General features: G+C 64.6%; 14 protein-coding genes. 12 read left to right on the forward strand and 2 right to left on the reverse strand.

Translation table 11 applies throughout. From position 1 onward, the window contains the following. Nucleotides 1-84: 84 nt before the first annotated feature. Nucleotides 85-843: an L-ornithine N(alpha)-acyltransferase gene (gene olsB, locus AACY13_RS03910; protein ID WP_339459441.1), complete on the reverse strand. Its 759-nt coding sequence runs from the start codon at nucleotides 841-843 to the stop codon at nucleotides 85-87. A 147-nt stretch (nucleotides 844-990) separates the two neighbouring features. Here olsB and AACY13_RS03915 point away from each other — a divergent pair, with 147 nt between their 5' ends. From AACY13_RS03915 to AACY13_RS03960, 10 genes are all read left to right on the forward strand, one after another. Further along, entirely contained in the window at nucleotides 991-1,872 is an 882-nt protein-coding gene (locus tag AACY13_RS03915; protein ID WP_339459443.1) for an acyl-CoA dehydrogenase family protein, read from the forward strand. 97 nt (nucleotides 1,873-1,969) lie between these two features. After that, nucleotides 1,970-2,755: an MBL fold metallo-hydrolase gene (locus AACY13_RS03920; RefSeq protein WP_339459444.1), complete on the forward strand. Its 786-nt coding sequence runs from the start codon at nucleotides 1,970-1,972 to the stop codon at nucleotides 2,753-2,755. A gap of 111 nt (nucleotides 2,756-2,866) precedes the next feature. Continuing rightward, nucleotides 2,867-3,967, forward strand: a complete 1,101-nt coding sequence (locus AACY13_RS03925) for a serine hydrolase domain-containing protein (protein ID WP_445262533.1) — start codon at nucleotides 2,867-2,869, stop codon at nucleotides 3,965-3,967. After that, nucleotides 3,964-4,296 (forward strand): amidase, encoded by a 333-nt coding sequence (locus AACY13_RS03930; RefSeq protein ID WP_339459445.1) that lies wholly within the window; start codon nucleotides 3,964-3,966, stop codon nucleotides 4,294-4,296. The genes AACY13_RS03925 and AACY13_RS03930 overlap by 4 nt, the downstream gene beginning before the upstream one ends. Nucleotides 4,297-4,421: 125 nt before the next feature. Beyond that, nucleotides 4,422-5,579 (forward strand): phospholipase D-like domain-containing protein, encoded by a 1,158-nt coding sequence (locus AACY13_RS03935; RefSeq protein WP_339459446.1) that lies wholly within the window; start codon nucleotides 4,422-4,424, stop codon nucleotides 5,577-5,579. A gap of 74 nt (nucleotides 5,580-5,653) precedes the next feature. Next, nucleotides 5,654-6,265, forward strand: coding sequence for a DUF2846 domain-containing protein (locus AACY13_RS03940; RefSeq protein WP_339459447.1), 612 nt, complete (start codon nucleotides 5,654-5,656; stop codon nucleotides 6,263-6,265). 152 nt (nucleotides 6,266-6,417) lie between these two features. Further along, nucleotides 6,418-8,100 (forward strand): fatty acid--CoA ligase, encoded by a 1,683-nt coding sequence (locus AACY13_RS03945; RefSeq protein ID WP_339459449.1) that lies wholly within the window; start codon nucleotides 6,418-6,420, stop codon nucleotides 8,098-8,100. 359 nt (nucleotides 8,101-8,459) lie between these two features. Continuing rightward, a complete protein-coding gene (locus AACY13_RS03950; protein WP_339459450.1) occupies nucleotides 8,460-10,250 on the forward strand; it encodes a DUF1302 domain-containing protein in 1,791 nt (596 codons plus the stop codon). Between the two features lie 31 nt (nucleotides 10,251-10,281). Then, the gene (locus AACY13_RS03955) at nucleotides 10,282-11,649 is read left to right on the forward strand and encodes a DUF1329 domain-containing protein (RefSeq protein WP_339459451.1); all 1,368 of its coding nucleotides are present in this window, start codon (nucleotides 10,282-10,284) and stop codon (nucleotides 11,647-11,649) included. A gap of 261 nt (nucleotides 11,650-11,910) precedes the next feature. Further along, the gene (locus tag AACY13_RS03960; protein WP_339459452.1) at nucleotides 11,911-14,646 is read left to right on the forward strand and encodes a LuxR C-terminal-related transcriptional regulator; all 2,736 of its coding nucleotides are present in this window, start codon (nucleotides 11,911-11,913) and stop codon (nucleotides 14,644-14,646) included. Here AACY13_RS03960 and AACY13_RS03965 read toward each other — a convergent pair. After that, nucleotides 14,635-15,507: a hypothetical protein gene (locus tag AACY13_RS03965; RefSeq protein WP_339460006.1), complete on the reverse strand. Its 873-nt coding sequence runs from the start codon at nucleotides 15,505-15,507 to the stop codon at nucleotides 14,635-14,637. The genes AACY13_RS03960 and AACY13_RS03965 overlap by 12 nt on opposite strands. Nucleotides 15,508-15,594: 87 nt before the next feature. Here AACY13_RS03965 and AACY13_RS03970 point away from each other — a divergent pair, with 87 nt between their 5' ends. Beyond that, on the forward strand, nucleotides 15,595-16,275 hold the full coding sequence (locus AACY13_RS03970; protein ID WP_339459454.1) for a TetR/AcrR family transcriptional regulator: 681 nt from the start codon (nucleotides 15,595-15,597) through the stop codon (nucleotides 16,273-16,275). A gap of 77 nt (nucleotides 16,276-16,352) precedes the next feature. Further along, entirely contained in the window at nucleotides 16,353-17,294 is a 942-nt protein-coding gene (locus tag AACY13_RS03975) for an alpha/beta hydrolase (RefSeq protein ID WP_339459455.1), read from the forward strand. Nucleotides 17,295-17,355: the final 61 nt, after the last annotated feature.

The raw sequence follows: 17,355 nt of genomic DNA on the forward strand, positions 1-17,355 counted from the left end.
GGGGTTTCTGCGCCCGTCACCAGGCTGGCTTTGCGGTGCGCGCGGCGCACCCTACCGGGCTGGCGGCGATTCGGGCAAGTGCGCTCAGACGGCGGCCTTGAAATGTCGTGCATAGCGCGGGCACAACTCGTCGCGCTTGAGCAGGATAAACACGTCGGCGACCTGGAAGTCCTGGTCCCAGCACGGCTCGCCGCAGATCTTCGCGCCCAGGCGCATATAGGCCTTGAGCAGCGGCGGCATTTCGGCGATCACGTTGCCCGGCACATCCAGCGTCGGCAGCGGCGTTTTCGGCTCGGCGCGCAGGTGTTCGGTGCACAGATAGCGTTCGCGCAGGCGCTGCATGATCGCCTGGGCCTGGATGCCGCCGTCCTGCATGGAGATGCTGGCGCAGCCCATCAGGTAGCGGTAGCCGCCTTCGTTGAGCACCTCGGCCAGTTCGCCCCAGAGCACGGCGATGGTCGCGCCGTTGCGGTAGGCGGGGGCGACGCAGGTGCGGCCGATTTCCAGAAGTGGCCCTTCGAGGCCGGCCAGGCCGTGCAGGCTGAATTCCTCTTCGCTGTAGAAGCGTCCGAGCCCGGCCGCGGCCTGGTGATCGAGCAGGCGGGTGGTGGCGACCAGCTCGCCGCTGTTGAGATCGCGCACGCCGATATGCTGGCAGTGAATATCGTAGTCATCCATGTCCAGGCCCAGCTCGGCCCCCTTGAGCTTGGCATCGAATTCGGCGCTGAATACGCGAAAGCGCAGGGCCTGGGCTTCGCGCAGGGCGGCAGCGCCCTGTAAGCGCTCGGCCTGCAGGCGGCGGGCGGGGGTAGTGCGGTCGCGAGTGATTGCCATCTGGGTCATGCCGTCATCTCCGTTAGCCGGCTTTTTGCCTTGCAGCCGGTCGATCTTGTTGGGCAAGCTCAGGCTAGGTAGCGGCGGTGTCACCTCCGTGAATCTTTGGTGATGCTTGCGTGACACTGACTTCAACACCCCAACAAGGAGCCATGCATGCCCTGGCAACAGCTGTTAAGCCCACAAGCACGTCTGCCGGTCGCGGGCCTGGAAACTTGGTACGCCAGCCTGCTCGAACGCCTCGGCACTCCGCCGCCTTTGCAGCTGGCCTTGTTCGGTGGGCGGCTGGCGGCGACTCCGGGGCTGGCGTTTCTCGCCGGCTATCAGGGCGCGTTGCGCGCACTCTGGCCGGCCGCGCCCTGGACCCTGGGGGCGCTGTGCGTGACGGAAAATCGCAGCACCCGGCCGGCGGACATGAGTACGTGGATCAACGCGCTGACCCTCGATGGCCGCAAGGATTTCGTCACCGCCGCCGAAGCCGCCGACTGGCTGCTGGTGGCCGCTCGTGAGGAAGGCGCGGGTGCGCCAGTGCAACTGGCCCTGGGCGTAGTGCGCAATGGCGCACCGGGCGTGCGTATCGAGCCGTTGCCGGCGTTGCCGCTGATGCCGGATATCAGCCATGGCCGTCTGTATTTGCAGGGCGCGCACTGCGAGCGACTGCCCGGCGATGGCTGGGATGACTATGTAAAACCCTTCCGCACTCTGGAAGACACCTATGTATTGGCGGCGCTGACGGCCTGGCTGTTTGGCCTGGGCCAGGATTCGGCCTGGCCGCAGGCCCTGCAGTTGCGCCTGCTCGGCCTGCTGGCCGGCTGCGCAGAAGTGGCGCGGCAGTGCCCGAGTGCAGCGGCCAGCCACCTGCTGCTGGCCGGTTTGTTCGCCCAGTTCGACGCCCTGTGTGGCGAGCTGGATGCAGCCTTTGCCGCCGGCGATGGGCGTTGGGCACAGTTGTGGCAGCGTGACCAGGGGCTGCTGGCGATTGCCGGTGCGGCGCGGCGCAAGCGTCTGGACAAAGCCCTGGCGCTGTTGCGCGGTTGAGCCGAGCGCCGCGTCGATAGCGAGGCGGATTGATGCAGATCAGTAAGCCGCGGGCGCGTCGGGATTAAAGTCGTGAGCTTTGCGAAGAGAGCCCGCCATGCGACGCGACCCCATCATTCTGTTCGACAACGGTCACCACCAATGCATGATGTTCGATGACCTGGTCAGCGGCGAAGGGGTGCAGTCCAACCAGTTCCTGATCACCGACCACGAGCAATACCTGCTGCTCGATCCGGGCGGCGACCTGACCTATACGCCGTTGTCGCTGGAACTGTCCAAGCACATTCCGGTGCAGGACCTGACCTATATCTTCGCCTCGCACCAGGACCCGGACATCATCGCCTCCCTGGACAAGTGGCTGCTGCACACCCGCGCCAAGGTCATCTGCTCCAAGCTGTGGGCGCGTTTTCTGCCGCACCTGACGGCCAACTACCTGGCCCTGAGCCGTGGCATCAACACCTTCGACCGGATCATCGCCCTGCCGGACGCTGGCCAGTCCTTCGCCCTGGGCAAGTGCACGCTGAAAGCCGTGCCGGCGCACTTCCTCCACTCGGTGGGCAACTTCCAGCTGTACGATCCGGTCAGCAAGATCCTGTTTTCCGGCGATATGGGGGCCTCCCTGGTGGACGACGCCAGCCCGGTGAACGACTTCGTCAACCATGTGCCGAACATGCTCGGTTTTCACCGCCGCTATATGGCCAGCAACAAGATCTGCCGGCTTTGGGCGGCCATGGTGCGCGAGATGGACGTGGCGATGATAGTGCCGCAACACGGCCGGCCCTTTGTCGGCGCGGAGATGATCAATGCCTTCCTCTACTGGATCGAGAACCTCGAGTGCGGCATGGACCTGATGGGCCCCGAGGATTACCGCCTGCCGAAATAGGCGCGGTCTGGAAACAGACGCTTCTGGCGCTTTTTAGCGTCATCGATGGCGTGCTAGGGTGCCGCCTTCGACGATTCTCTAGGCGGATCTATGTCCTTTCTCCACGGCTGTATGCGCTGGGCCCTGGCCTGCAGCGTCGCCCTGGCCGGCAGCATGGCCTGGGGGCAAAGCTGGCCCGATGCGCATTGGCCGAGCCAGCCAGCGCCGGCCAGCGCGGCGCTCAGTGCCCTGGAAAGCTATGCCTTCCCCGCACGCGACGAAGTCGGCCGCAGTGGCGTGCGCAGCGATGCCCTGCTGGTGATCCGCGATGGTGTGTTGGTGTATGAGCGATACGCCGCGCCGACCACTGCCAGCACGCCGCACCTGACCTGGTCCATGGCCAAGAGCCTGCTGGCCAGCACCCTGGGCGTGGCCTACGGGCAGGGACTGTTTCGCCTGGATCAGCCTGCTGCCGCGTATTACCCGCCCTTTGCCGCGCACCCCGAGGTCAAACTCGGCCATTTGCTCAACTGGGCCTCGGGCCTGGCCTGGCAGGAAGACTACGAATACGCGCCGCTGAAGTCCTCGGTGGTGGCCATGCTCTACACCCGCGGGCGCGCCGATATGGCCGCCTTTACCGCCGCCCATGCCGCGGACGTCGAACCCGGCGCGCGCTTTCGCTACTCCAGCGGCGACAGCAATGTACTGGCGGCGGCGCTGCGCGGCATGGTCGGTGCCGAGGCCTATGCCGACTACCCCTGGACCGCGCTGTTCGAGCCTCTGGGCATCCAGTCGGCGGTATGGGAGCGGGACCCGGCCGGCACCTTCGTCGGCTCCTCCTACCTCTATATGAGCGCCCGCGATCTGGCTCGCGTCGGCCTGCTGATGCAGCGTGACGGCCGCTGGCGAGAGCGGCAACTGCTGCCCAAGGCCTGGGTCGAGTTCAACCGCACGCCTTTCGCCAACTACCGGCCCCAGGCCGGCAAGCCCGACGAGGCCGTGCCGGGCGGCCATTGGTGGCTCAACGCCGCGGTGGCCGGCGCGCGCAAGCCCTGGCCGGATGCACCGGGCGAGGCCTTCGCCGCCCTCGGTCACTGGGGTCAGGGCCTGTATATATTGCCGCGGGAAAAACTGGTGGTCGTGCGCTACGCCGATGACCGCGACGCCAGCTTCCAGCACAACCAGTTGCTGAAACTGGTGCAGGCGGCCTTTGCCCACGAGGTGCAGCCATGATCCGTCGTCGTCCGCTACGCATTCTGCTGGTGCTGGGCATGCTCCTGCTCGCGCTCTGGGCCTGGCAGAACCGTGCGCACCTGCAGGCCTTCCCCGGCATCATCGCGGCCTACTCGGCCAAGGAGTACTGCTCCTGCCGCTATGTCAGCCAGCAGCCGGCCGACTACTGCCTGGGCTATGTCGAGCAGTACGTGCCGCTCGGCGAGCTGTTCGATGACGCCGCGCACAAACAGGTGACCGCCCGTGGCCTGGGCAGCCGCCAGAGTGCCCAGTGGCTGGGGGCGCGTCAGGGTTGCCAGTTGCTCCCCGTGGCCGCGCCGCTGCCCTGAGCTGGTGCGCGCGCCATCGCCGCCCGTGTCGAGGCTTGCAAGGTGCGGCCAGATGGCTATGGTGGCAGCTCAATCCGTTGCCGGAGGCGTAATGCCCAGCCCTGTTTGCTTATGCGTCCGTGTCCATGCCCCATAACGTCTTTCCCTGGCGGCAGGGTAATCGCTTCACCTTGCTGCTCGATGGCCAGCGCTTCTTCCCGCGCATGCTGGAGCTGATCGCGAGCGCGCAGCGGCAGGTGGAGCTGGAGCTGTATCTGGTCGAGAGCGGTGCCTGCGCCGCGGCGCTGATCGACGCGCTGTGCGCTGCGGCGCAACGTGGCGTGGCCGTGCGCTGTCTGTTCGATGCCTTTGGCGCGCAGGGCCTGCACCAGGCCGAGCGCCGCCGACTGCATGAGGCCGGGGTGCAGTTGCACTGGTACAACCCGGTGCGCTGGAAGCAGGGGCTGCGCAACTTCCATCGTGATCACCGCAAGCTGTTGCTGGTCGATGGGCAATTCGCCTTTGTTGGTGGTACCGGTGCCACCGACGAATTCTGGAACCCGGGCGAGCAGGCCGGCCGTTGGCACGAGGCGATGGTGGAGATCGGCGGTCCGCTGGTGGCCGACTGGCTGCAGTTGTTCGAACGCCAGTGGCTGGCCTGCCAGGCCCGGATCGCCTGGCGACCGCGCATGCCCCTGGGGCTCAAGCTGTTGCTGCCCGTGCCGCCGGTGGGGCAGGGTCTGGGCCGGGTGGCTTTCGCCGACGCCCTTCAGCACCGCGATATTCTGCTGTCGCTGGTGCGCGCACTGCGCGGTGCCAAGCAACGCATCTGGCTGGCGACCCCCTATTTTCTGCCGACCTGGAAAGTCCGTCGGGCCTTGCGCAAGGCGGCCTCCCGGGGCGTCGAGGTGCGCCTGCTGCTCAGCGGTCGGCACACCGATCATCCGCCGGTACGTTTTGCCGGCCAGCGCTATTACCCCGGCCTGCTCAGGGCCGGGGTGCAGATCTTCGAGTACCAGCCGCGCTTTCTGCACCTGAAGATGGTGCTGGTGGACGACTGGGTCAGTGTCGGCTCCTGCAACTTCGATCACTGGAACCTGCGCTTCAATCTCGACGCCAACCTCGAAGCCCTGGAGCCAACCTTGACGGCCAGCGTGGTGGCGAGTTTTCAGGCGGATTTCGCCGACAGCCAGCAGGTTACCCTGGAGGATTGGCGCGCGCGGCCCCTCTGGCGGCGCGCGCAGCAACGTCTGTGGGGCTGGCTGGACAGGCTGGCGGTGAACCTGCTCGACCGCCGGCGCTGACCCGCACTTTTGTCGGGTGTGGCCGGTCGATTGCGCGGCTATGCTCGGCGAACGAATCCAATCAGGGGCTGGCGATGCGCGGTCTTAGTCTTTTTGCCTTGCTGTTAACGGTTGCACTGAGCGGCTGTTCGACGCCCGGTGCGTTCTTTGGCACAACCCAGGGCGAGTCCTTTCGCCCGCACCGACTCAGCGACGACAACCATGCCCTGGTCTACCTCTACCGCCCGCAAAGCGACTGGGCCGATCAGGAGCTGGAGGCCCCGGCGCTGTTTCTCAACAACCAGCTGATCGGCAGCCTGCCGAGCAATGGCTACCTGGTGCTGGAGTTCGACGTTGCCAGTTACCAGCTGGAGATGCGCCGACCCCTGTTCGGCAGCTACTGGACCCTGCTGGCCGATGGCCCGCTGGACTTTACCCTGATCGCCAGTTTTGCCCTGGACGCCGAGGCCGGGGGCACCTACTACCTGCGTTACGACGAGCTCAATCCGCCGGCCGTCAACGCGCAGGCCCCAGGTCAGGGCGATGGCCCGCTGCAACTGGTGTCCGCGGCGGCAGCCAGCGCAGAGATCGCGGCGACCCGCGAAGTGCAGCCCTTCGAGCGGATTGCCGCCAGCGGCGAGAGCGAACGCATGCAGCGCGGCTTCTGGCGCAGGGTCGGCAAGTCGCTGGACTTTATCGGGATCTAGCGGGCCGCATCGACGCGTGGCGCGCTGTCGATCTTCTGTCGTGACCGAAAGCGCTCGTGCGGTCACGCAAAAAATCATTCTTTGGGCTGATTTGGTCGGGTCGTCGGGGCTCTAGATTGGCTGCACTGAAAAAAACCAGAAAAGGTACCGCCATGCTGCAGACCCGCGTGATTGCGCCCGCTGAGAATGCTCACCAAGCCCCCTTGCTGATCAAGCGCCTGCTGCTGTCCGGCAGTCGCTACGAGAAGACCCGCGAGATCGTCTACCGCGATCAGCTGCGTTACAGCTATGCCACCCTCAACGAGCGCATCGCCCGCCTGGCCAATGTGCTGAGCGAGGCCGGGGTCAAGGCCGGCGATACCGTGGCGGTGATGGACTGGGACAGCCACCGTTACCTGGAGTGCATGTTCGCCATCCCGATGCTCGGCGCGGTGCTGCACACCATCAATATCCGCCTCTCGGCCGATCAGATCCTCTACACCATGAACCATGCCGAAGATAAGTTCGTGCTGGTCAACAGCGAGTTCGTGCCGCTGTACAAGGGCCTCGAAAGCCAGTTGACCACGGTGGAGAAGACCATCCTGCTCACCGATGCGGCCGATAAAACCGCCGAGCTGCCCAATCTGGTCGGCGAGTACGAGACGCTGCTGGCCGCGGCCAGTTCGAGCTACGCGTTTGAGGATTTCGACGAAAACTCGGTGGCCACCACCTTCTACACCACCGGCACCACCGGTAACCCCAAGGGTGTGTACTTCAGCCACCGCCAGCTGGTGCTGCACACCCTGGCCGAAGCCAGCGTGCTCGGCAGCCTGGACAGCATCCGTCTGCTCGGCACCAACGATGTGTATATGCCGATCACCCCGATGTTCCACGTGCATGCCTGGGGCATCCCCTATGTGGCCACCATGCTCGGGGTCAAGCAGGTCTACCCGGGCCGCTACGAGCCGGACATGCTCTGTCGGCTGATCAAGGAGGAGAAGGTCACCTTCTCCCACTGTGTGCCGACCATTCTGCAGATGGTGATGGGCGCGCCCTCGGCCCAGGGTTATGACTTTGGCGGCCTCAAGCTGATCATCGGCGGCAGTGCGCTGAATCGCTCGCTGTACGAGGCGGCCAAGGCCCGCGGTATCCAGCTGACCGCGGCCTATGGCATGTCGGAAACCTGCCCGCTGATTTCCTGCGCCCATATCAACGACGAGATGCTGGCCGGCAGCGAAGATGAGCGCACCACTTACCGGATCAAGGCCGGGGTGCCGGTGCCGCTGGTGGAGGCGGCGATCATGGCCCCCGACGGCAGCCTGTTGCCGGCCGATGGCGAAAGTCAGGGCGAACTGGTGCTGCGTGCGCCCTGGCTGACCCAGGGCTATTTCCGCGAACCGGAGAAGGGCGCGGAGCTGTGGGAGCATGGCTGGCTGCATACCGGCGATGTCGCCACCATCGACGACTTCAGCTTTATCGATATCCGCGACCGCATCAAGGATGTGATCAAGACCGGCGGCGAGTGGATTTCCTCCCTGGAGCTGGAAGACCTGATCAGTCGTCACCCGGCCGTGCGCGAAGTCGCGGTGGTTGGTGTGGTCGATCCGCAGTGGGGCGAGCGGCCCTTTGCCTTGCTGGTGCTGCGCGAAGGCCAAAGCCTGGATGCCAAGGGGCTGAAGGATCACCTCAAGCCATTTGTCGAGCAGGGCAGCATCAACAAGTGGGCGATACCGACCCAGATCGCTCTTGTTACCGAAATTCCCAAGACCAGCGTCGGCAAGCTGGACAAGAAGCGCATTCGCCTGGATATCGTCCAGTGGCAGGCCGCCGGCAGTGCTTTTTTATCCACTCTTTAAGCTGGGCGGCTGGGCGGGGCAGCCGCCCTGTCCGGCCTGCGGTGTGGACCTGAAACGGGCGTTTTAACTGGGCTGCCGAGTAACCGGCGTCTATAACTTGTCACTTCGTTGGGCGGTTCGGCGAAGTGTCGCTCGGCGAGAACCCGAGCGTAGTTTAGTGACTGTCCAGTCAAACAAGCGTTTGGCTTGCTAATTGCTGTACTCAGGCCATTCTTGCTGTTGCAGAGAGCGGCCACCCGGCCGAAACCTGCGAGCCAGAGTGCCTGGGGGCTGCAAATCACACTTTCGAGGGATCAAGCAGTACCACCCGCTGGCTATAGTTCGCACCATCCATAACAAAAACACATGGAGTAGCGTCGATGACAAAGACAAAGCAAACCTGGCGCCTGGCAAAACTGCCACTGGCCGTCAGCCTAGCATCCACCCTCGCCGCACCAGCGTTCGGCGTTACTTTCAATATCGGCGAAATCGAAGGCCAGCTCGACTCGTCCATGTCGGTCGGTGCCAGCTGGTCGGTGCGTAGCGCCGACCCGGATCTGATCGGTTCCCGTAACGGCGGTAAGGCCTCCTCACAAACCGGCGACGATGGCCGTCAGAACTTCAAGCGCGGCGAGACCTTCTCGAAGATCTTCAAGGGTATCCATGACCTCGAGCTGAAGTATGGCGATACCGGCGTCTTCGTCCGTGGCAAGTACTGGTACGACTTCGAGCTGAAGGACGAAAGCCGTCAGCTGTACGACATCAGCGACAGTAACCGCAAGGAAGGCGCGCAGTCGTCCGGCGCACAGATTCTCGATGCCTTTATCTATCACAACTATTCGATTGGCGATCTGCCGGGCTCGGTCCGCGCTGGCCGTCAGGTTGTCAGCTGGGGTGAAAGCACCTTCATTCTGAACTCGATCAACTCGATCAACCCTGTCGATGTGGCCTCCTTCCGCCGTCCGGGTGCCGAGATCAAGGAAGGTCTGATCCCGGTCAACATGTTCTATGTGGCCCAGAGCCTGACCGACAACCTCTCCGCCGAGGTGTTCTACCAGCTCGAGTGGGACCAGACCATCGTCGATAACTGCGGTACCTTCTTCGCCCTTGACGTGCTGGCCGACGGCTGTAACGACCGCCTGGCCGTTGCCGGTAGCGACGCAGGTGGCCCTGGCAGCCCAGGCTATCGTTATGTAGGTCGTTCCGGCGACCGCGATGCTCGCGACAGCGGCCAGTACGGTATTGCCCTGCGCTGGTTCTCGCAGGAGCTGGACACCGAGTTCGGCTTCTACACCATGAACTACCACAGCCGTACGCCGAGCCTGTCCTATACCGCCGGTCAAAGCGTGTTCCTGCTGCCTGACTCGGTAGAAGATCCGAGCACGGGCGAAATGTTCGCCAAGTACTACCTGGAATATCCGGAAGATATTCGCCTGCACGGCGTCAGCTTCTCCACCACCGTGGGCTCCGCCTCGGTTGCCGGTGAACTGAGCTATCGGCCGAATATGCCGATGCAGATCAATACCACTGACCTGACTCTCGGGGCTGTTGCCCAGGGTGGTCTGGCGCAGGCCTTGGGTGTCGATACCAATCTGCCGATCTACACCAGCGGCCATGCGGCCTTTGGTCCGGGCGAAGAGCTGCAGGGTTATGTGCGCAAGCCGCTGACCCAGGCGCAGGTTACCGTGACCCAGTTCGTCGATCAGGTCATGGGGGCCTCGCGTCTGACCCTGGTGGGCGAAGTCGGTTATTCCCATGTCAGCGACCTGGGCAAGAACGAACTGCGCTTCGGTCGTGCACCCGAGTTCGGTGCCGGCGAGTTCCCGAGCAACAGCCTGTGTACTGGCATTGCCAACACCGCCAACCCGGATGAGTGCAACAACAAGGGCTTCTACACCACCACGTCCTGGGGCTACCGCGCTCGCGCCATCCTCGACTACAACGACGTGTTTGCCGGGGTAAACCTCAAGCCGAACGTGTCCTGGTCGCATGACGTCGATGGCTACGGCCCGACCTTCAACGAAGGCAACAAGGCCATCAGCCTGGGTCTGGATGCCGAATACCAGAACACCTATACCGCCAGCCTTTCCTACACCGATTTCTTCGGTGGCGAATACAACACCAACATCGATCGCGACTTCGTTGCGCTCAGCTTTGGCGTGAACTTCTAAGCAGACAGGAATTTTGAGGAAGAATATGCAGATGAAAACAACAAAAAACCTGTTGCAAGGCGGTGTATTGGCATTGTCGCTGATGGCCTGCAGCGTAATGGCTGCGGTGTCCGCGGACGAAGCCGCCAAGCTGGGCAAAAGCCTGACGCCGGTCGGAGCGGAAATGGGCGGCAACGCCGACGGCTCGATCCCGGCCTGGACCGGCGGCTTGCCAAAGACTGCCGGCACTGCCGATGCGGCGGGCTTCCTGTCGGATCCGTTCCCCAGCGAGCAACCGCTGTTCACCATCACCGCGGCCAACGCGGAACAGTACAAGGACAAGTTGACCCCGGGTCAGCTGGCGCTGTTCAAGCGTTATCCGGACAGCTACAAGATGCCGGTGTTCCCGACTCACCGTTCGGCCAGCATGCCTGACTTCGTGCTGGAAGCGGCCATGCGCAACGCCTCCAACACCAAGATGGTCGAGGGCGGTAACGGTCTGGAGAACTTCGAACAGGCCATCCCGTTCCCGATTCCCAAGGACGGCCTGGAAGCGATCTGGAACCACATCACCCGCTATCGCGGCGGCAGCGTCAAGCGTCTGGTCACCCAGGCGACCCCGCAGCCGAACGGTTCCTACAGCATGGTGTACTTCCAGGATGAGTTCACCTTCCGTGGTGCGCTTAAGGATGCCGACACCAGCAAGCCGAGCAACGTGCTGTTCTACTTCAAGCAGCGGGTAACCGCGCCGTCGCGTCTGGCCGGTAACGTGCTGCTGGTGCACGAAACCCTCAACCAGGTGAAGGAGCCGCGTCTGGCGTGGCTGTATAACGCCGGTCAGCGTCGCGTACGTCGCGCGCCGCAGGTGTCCTATGACGGTCCGGGTACCGCCGCCGATGGTCTGCGCACCTCCGACAACTTCGACATGTACAACGGTGCACCTGACCGTTACGAGTGGAAGTTGAACGGCAAGAAGGAGATCTACATTCCTTACAACAGCTACCGTCTGGATTCGCCGAAGCTGAAGTATGACCAGATCATCAAGGCTGGCCATATCAACCAGGACCTGACCCGTTATGAGCTGCACCGCGTCTGGCACGTGACCGCGACCCTGAAGTCGGGCGAGCGTCATATCTATGCCAAGCGTGACTTCTTCATCGACGAGGATACCTGGCAGGCCGCGCAGATCGACCATTACGACGGTCGCGGTACCCTGTGGCGCGTCGCTGAGGCCCATGCCCAGTACTACTACGACAAGCAAGTGCCGTGGTACAGCGTAGAGACCCTGTACGACCTGCTGTCCGGTCGCTACCTGGCTCTGGGTATGAAGAACGAAGAGAAGAGTGCTTACGAGTTCGACTACCCGGCAAAAGAAAGCGATTACACCCCGGCGGCCCTGCGCCAGGCGGGCGTGCGCTGATCTGCGTCGCTGCTGCATAAGAAGCCGGCCCTAGTGGCCGGCTTTTTTATGCCTCAATTTGCGTCATGGGGTGAACCGCGCCGGAGCCTCGGAAGGGCCTGCAGGCGTCAGGCCGCAAGGCTTGCGGGACCTGCTGATGCTGGCGCATGGGGCGGTCGGCGTGGTCCGCCGTTGGCGGGCGGGGCTTCAAATGCCCGGCTTAAGGCGCTAGGCTGCCGAGCATTGGTAGTGCTGCTGCCTGACTGCTACAAGAACCGGCCGATGACTGATCTGTTTCGAATTTCTGGCTTTGTTGCTCCCGGCGCGGCGGTAGGGGGGCACTTTTACCGCCCGCCCTTGCCCTCCCGTTACGTATCGCGTCCGCGTCTGTGCGAACGGCTGATGGCCGGCTTGCCTGGGCGCTTGCTGCTGATCAGCGCACCGGCAGGCTTTGGCAAAAGCTCCCTGGCGATCGAGTTCTGCGAAGCGCTGCCCGAGCGCTGGCAGAGCCTGTGGCTGGGCCTGAACCCGCGTGACAGCGATCCCGGGCGTTTTCTCGAGCGGCTGCTGGCCGGCTTGCAGCAGTTCTTCCCCGGGCTCGGCCAGGACGCGCTCGGCCTGCTTCGGCTCCGCCAGCGGCATCAGCCGTTTGCCTTCGAGGAGTGGCTGGACGGGCTGCTCGACGATCTGGCCCTGCGCCTCGATCCGCAGCAGCCGCTGTTGCTGGTGCTGGATGACTATCATCTGGCCCAGGGCGCGGTGCTGGACCGCTGCCTGCAGTTCTTCCTCAACCATCTGCCCGCCGGCCTGGTGCTGCTGGTGACCAGCCGCCAGCGTCCGGATTGGCACCTGGCGCGTCTGCGTCTGTCGCGTCAGTTGCTGGAGCTGCACGAGCAGGACCTGCGTCTGACCGACGAGGAAAGTATCGAGTTGCTGGCCCGTCAGGGCACGCAACTGTCGGCCGAATCCCTGGCCAGCCTGTTGCTGCGCAGCGAAGGCTGGGTGGCCGGGTTGCGTCTGTGGTCGCTGGCCAGTAGCGAGGCCCAGGAGGTGGAGGGGCGGACGTCGCCGGCCCACGGGGCCGAAGGCCTGATCCGCGACTACCTGCTGGAGGAGGTGATCGAGGGACTGCCAGCCGAGGTGCAGGCCTTTCTCTACGAAACCGCCAGCCAGGAGCGCTTCTGCGCCGAACTCTGCGATGCCCTGCGCGATGCCCATGACAGCGCGGCCATGCTGCGTCACCTGCAGGCGCATCAGGTGTTTCTGGTGCCCCTGGACGAACACGGCAAGTGGTTTCGCTACCATCATCTGTTCTCCGACCTGCTGCGCAGCCGCCCGGCCGCCGACATGCTCCAGTCGGTCTCCGGTCTGCACCTGCGCGCCTGCCGCTGGTTCAGTGCCCAGGGGTTGCTGGATGAGGCCATCGAACAGGCCCTGCGCGCCGGACACCCGGATGTAGCGGCCAATCTGGTGCAGAGTCTGTCCGAGGAGCAGCTGCTGGCCGAGCAGAATGTGGCGACCCTGTTGCGCTGGAAAATGGACCTGCCGGACAGCCTGCTGGCCAGCACCCCGCGCCTGGTGGTGCTGTATGGCTGGGCCCTGGCCCTGGCCTGCCAACTGGATGCCGCCGAAGAACTGGTCAACCAGCTGGAGCGTTTCCTCCCGGCTCCCGGTGCGGCCGAGCAGCAGGGCCTGCTGGCGCAATGGATGGCCTTGAGCGGGGTGATAGCCCGGGGCCGTGGCGAGAGCGAGCGGGCCCGGCAGTATTGCGCCGAGGCCCTGACCTGCTTGCCGCTGGAGCGCTATGGGCAGCGTCTGATGTGCCTGTCCAGCCTGGCCAATCTGGCGATTGTGCAGGGCGATATGTGGCGTGCCCGCGGCCTTAACCGTGAGGCCCTGGAGTTGGCGCAGCGGGTCGGTAATCCGCTGTTCGAAGCGCTGACCCATTACGACCGGGCACGGGTGCTACAGGCTCGCGGCGAGGTGCTGCGAGCGCTGGAGGAAGTCCGCCAGGGCTTGCAGTGTTTGCACGGGCTGTCGGCGCAGCGTCAGTACGCGGTGCGTGGGCGTCTGACCCTGTACGAGGGTTACCTGCTCAGCCTGCGCCTGCAGCCGCAGCAGGCGCGTCAACGCCTGCTGGCCGGAATCGCCGAGGCCCGCGGTTGCCGTGATGTCAGCCTGCTGATCGGGCATTGCGTTCTGGCCGGCCTGGAGGGCCGTCGCGGTAATCTTGCCGAAGGCTTTGCCCAGCTGGCCGAGGCCGAACGGCTGATGCATATCTGGGATATTCCGGCGGTCTACTACCTGGCGATGATCACCTTGTGCAAGTGTGAGCTGTGGCTGCGCCAGGAGCAGTACGAGCTGGCTGGATTCTGGCTCAACCGGTTGGCCCAGACCTACAGCGGCGAGGAAGCGGCGACGGCCCCCGAACTGCATCCGCAACTGCCCCTGTATATCGACCTGCACCTGGCCGCACTCGAACGCTTACGCGGCCTGCCGGGGGAAGCCGAACGTCGCCTGCGCGCCCTCAGCCAGCGCGCCCAGGGGGCTGGCGGGCAGTTGCTGGCGAGCATCGCCCAGGTGCAGCTGACCCTGCTGTCGCTGGACATGGGGCGCGAGCGCGAGGCTCAGCAGCAACTGCGCAGTGCCTTGCAGGCGGCTTCTGGCGGAGGCTTGCTGGCCTTTCAGGAACTGTTGCTGCAACAGCCGGACTGGCTGCATCAGCAGCTGCTGGCGCAGGCTCGCTGCCCGCTCGTCGATGCTCTGCTGGCCGCCCTGCCCGAACCGGTGAATACCCCGGGTGTCGCCGAGCAGGCGGTGGTCGAGGCCCTGAGTACGCGGGAACTGGCGGTGTTGCAGCTGATCGCCCAGGGCTGCTCGAACCAGCAGATCAGCGAGCGTCTGTTTATTTCCCTGCACACGGTGAAAACCCACGCGCGGCATATCAACAGCAAGCTGGGTGTCGAGCGGCGCACCCAGGCGGTGGCGCGGGCCAAGGGCCTGGGTTTATTGCGCTGAGTCGGCTGGCGCGGGAACCGACAGATCGAGTGCCGGCGGCGCGGCCGGCATCGGCTTGGCGCTGGCCAGCTTGGCCTGTACGTCCTGTTGAATGCTCTGCAGCACCGGCAGCAGTTCCTGCATATTGCGCTGCACTTCGGCATAGGCATGCTGTTCTGCCAGCTGTTCGCAGCGCAGCAGCAACTGCTCGCGCACCTCGCCATTGAGGTTGACGAACAGCTCCGGTAGCTGCTTGCTCAGTTCGGCGCTGTAGAGCACCAGTTCTTCGCGGCCGAACTGCTTGGTCAGTCCCAGGTAATCCAGGGCGCTGGAGGTCAGCATGGCGGCGGCGGCCTTGGTTTCATGCAGGCCCTGCAGGCGCACGGGATTGCTTTGCTCGCTCTGCGCCAGGGTCATCCAGAATTCGGTGGTGAGGGTGAACAGCACCGACTGCTGGCGCAGCGAGTAGCTCATCAGGCCCAGGGCCTCGGCGGCGTAGGGTTGCTGAGCGGCGCGGAAGTCGAAGTACAGGCGCATCAGTTCCTTGAGGCGGAACAGCGCGTCGCGGGCTTCGTTCTGGCGCAGCTCCAGCGGTGCGTAGATATTCAGCTGCGGGCGGAAATTCTCCTCGCTGACCATCCGCGCATAGATCGGCCCGGTGAATTCGCCGCTACGTCTGGGCAGGGCATTGGCCTGGGTCTTGTCGACCTTTTCCAGGGCATCGAGCAGCAGCTGATAGTCGGCGCTGTTCCAGGGTTTGTGGATATCGGGAATCTTCTGCCCGAGGTAAAACAGCTCGGCGGCCTGCACGGGCAGGACGGCCAGCAGAACCAGCAAAAGGATGGCCAGCGGTGAGGCGATGCGGCGTGTTAGCGTGTTCAGCACATCGATAATCCTGCGGATATGGCGTGGCCCAGAGTAACCAGCTTGGCTCTGCGCGTCACCCGCGCCTTGGTTGGGGAAACCGTCATGCAGCAGGAGTTGGCCGGGTTGGGCGCGGTGCAGGCGGTCTTCGAGGACCTCGGCGGTTACGGCGCGCTGGCGCAGCAGCAGGGGCAGGGCGGCGAGGGCCCGCTGGTGGGGCATTTGCAACGCACCCATATCCAGCTGGCGGCCATTGCCGTGTTTGCCCGCAAGGGCCTGGCCGAGACCACGGTCAATGACCTGCTGGCGGCGGCCAATGTCTCCCGGCGCACCTTCTACAAGTACTTCGAGAACAAGATGCAGGTGCTCGAAGGCATCTACCAGACCGCGGTCGCCCTGCTGCTGTCGCGCTTCCGGGAAATGCAGAGCATCGCCGGCAGCCCACAGGCCTGGCTGCAGGCCATGGTCGAGCGTTATTTCGACTATCACCTGGCGGTCGGGCCGATCATCCGCCTGATGCAGGAGGAAGCCCTGCGTGCCGACTCGCCCCTGGCTGCCCAGCGTCAGCGCGCCCATACCGAGATGGCCCGACTGCTTGCCGAGCGCCTGCACGGCGACGGCCCCCGGGCCGATCCGCTGACCTACCGCGCGCTGCTCTGGGCGCTGGAGGCCGCCTCGCTGGATCTGCTCGGCCGCGCCGCCAGCCGCGGCGAAATCGAACGGGCCAAGCAGGTGCTCGGCCAATTGCTGATCGCCACGCTGTGTCCGCGCTCAGGCTCAACCTAGGTTAGGCGTCAGCCCTGTTCGCCCATGCTCTGATAGGCCGGTGACTATTCCTATAACAACACTGTCGAGGTGCCTGCATGTCCGCTTCCAGCCTTTCGCTGACGCCGCCATTGGCGGCTGGTTTCGCCCGCCTGGGGTTCGGGGCCTTGCCCCTGGCCAGTCTCAAATCGCGCTACGGCAATGCCGCCAGCGGTTCACGCTATGTCGAGCTGGATGGCTTCCATCTGCACTACCGCGACGAGGGCAGCCGGGACAAGCCGGTGCTGGTGCTGATCCATGGCGTGGTGGCTTCCCTGCATACCTGGGATGACTGGGTGCCGGCCTTCGCCGCGCACTACCGGATTATCCGTTTCGATGTGCCGGGCTTCGGCCTGACTGGCCCGGCGCGGGATGGCCAGTACTCGGCCGAGCGGATGATCAAGGTCTTCGGCCTACTGCTCGATCATCTCGGGGTGAACAAGGCCTCGATCGCCGGCAACTCCCTGGGCGGCTATATCGCCTGGAACTTCGCCCTGGCCCAGCCGCAACGGGTCGACAAGCTGGTACTGATCGATCCGGCCGGCTACCACATGCGCAAGGTGCCCTGGATGATCGCCTCTGCGGCGTTGCCGGGAGCCACCCTGGCCATGCCGCTGTGGATGCCGCGCGCCCTGATCGCCCAGGGCATCAAGGAGGTCTACGGCGAGCCGGGGCGGATCAAGCCCGGGGTGGTCGAACGCTACAACGACCTGAGCCGCCGCCCCGGCAACCGGCGGGCGATGATGGAAATCTTCCGCATCCTGCTCAAGGTCAACAAGCAGGAGCTGCAGGGCACGCCGGCACGGGTGGCGCAGATCCAGGCCCCGACCCTGTTGCTGTGGGGCGAGCGCGATCGCTGGATTTCCCCCGAGCATGTACCGCTGTGGCAGCGTGATCTGCCGGGCATCCAGGTCAAGACCTATCCGGGGGTTGGCCATATCCCCATGGAAGAAATCCCCCAGCAGAGCGCGGCGGACACCCTGCGTTTTCTCCAGGGCTAAGCGTTGTAGGGTGCGCCGTGCGCACCCACCCAGGCCGCTAAGCCGCCCCCTGAGCGCGCAT

The organism is Pseudomonas sp. EA_105y_Pfl2_R69, assembly GCF_963970915.1.
GTDB lineage: Bacteria > Pseudomonadota > Gammaproteobacteria > Pseudomonadales > Pseudomonadaceae > Aquipseudomonas.

What these genes read in the sequence shown, in the direction of transcription:
- olsB (WP_339459441.1), bottom strand. Translation starts at nt 843, where the DNA reads ATGACCCAGATGGCAATCACTCGCGACCGCACTACCCCCGCCCGCCGC.
- AACY13_RS03915 (WP_339459443.1), top strand. Translation starts at nt 991, where the DNA reads ATGCCCTGGCAACAGCTGTTAAGCCCACAAGCACGTCTGCCGGTCGCG.
- AACY13_RS03920 (WP_339459444.1), top strand. Translation starts at nt 1,970, where the DNA reads ATGCGACGCGACCCCATCATTCTGTTCGACAACGGTCACCACCAATGC.
- AACY13_RS03925 (WP_445262533.1), top strand. Translation starts at nt 2,867, where the DNA reads ATGCGCTGGGCCCTGGCCTGCAGCGTCGCCCTGGCCGGCAGCATGGCC.
- AACY13_RS03930 (WP_339459445.1), top strand. Translation starts at nt 3,964, where the DNA reads ATGATCCGTCGTCGTCCGCTACGCATTCTGCTGGTGCTGGGCATGCTC.
- AACY13_RS03935 (WP_339459446.1), top strand. Translation starts at nt 4,422, where the DNA reads ATGCCCCATAACGTCTTTCCCTGGCGGCAGGGTAATCGCTTCACCTTG.
- AACY13_RS03940 (WP_339459447.1), top strand. Translation starts at nt 5,654, where the DNA reads ATGCGCGGTCTTAGTCTTTTTGCCTTGCTGTTAACGGTTGCACTGAGC.
- AACY13_RS03945 (WP_339459449.1), top strand. Translation starts at nt 6,418, where the DNA reads ATGCTGCAGACCCGCGTGATTGCGCCCGCTGAGAATGCTCACCAAGCC.
- AACY13_RS03950 (WP_339459450.1), top strand. Translation starts at nt 8,460, where the DNA reads ATGACAAAGACAAAGCAAACCTGGCGCCTGGCAAAACTGCCACTGGCC.
- AACY13_RS03955 (WP_339459451.1), top strand. Translation starts at nt 10,282, where the DNA reads ATGAAAACAACAAAAAACCTGTTGCAAGGCGGTGTATTGGCATTGTCG.
- AACY13_RS03960 (WP_339459452.1), top strand. Translation starts at nt 11,911, where the DNA reads ATGACTGATCTGTTTCGAATTTCTGGCTTTGTTGCTCCCGGCGCGGCG.
- AACY13_RS03970 (WP_339459454.1), top strand. Translation starts at nt 15,595, where the DNA reads ATGCAGCAGGAGTTGGCCGGGTTGGGCGCGGTGCAGGCGGTCTTCGAG.
- AACY13_RS03975 (WP_339459455.1), top strand. Translation starts at nt 16,353, where the DNA reads ATGTCCGCTTCCAGCCTTTCGCTGACGCCGCCATTGGCGGCTGGTTTC.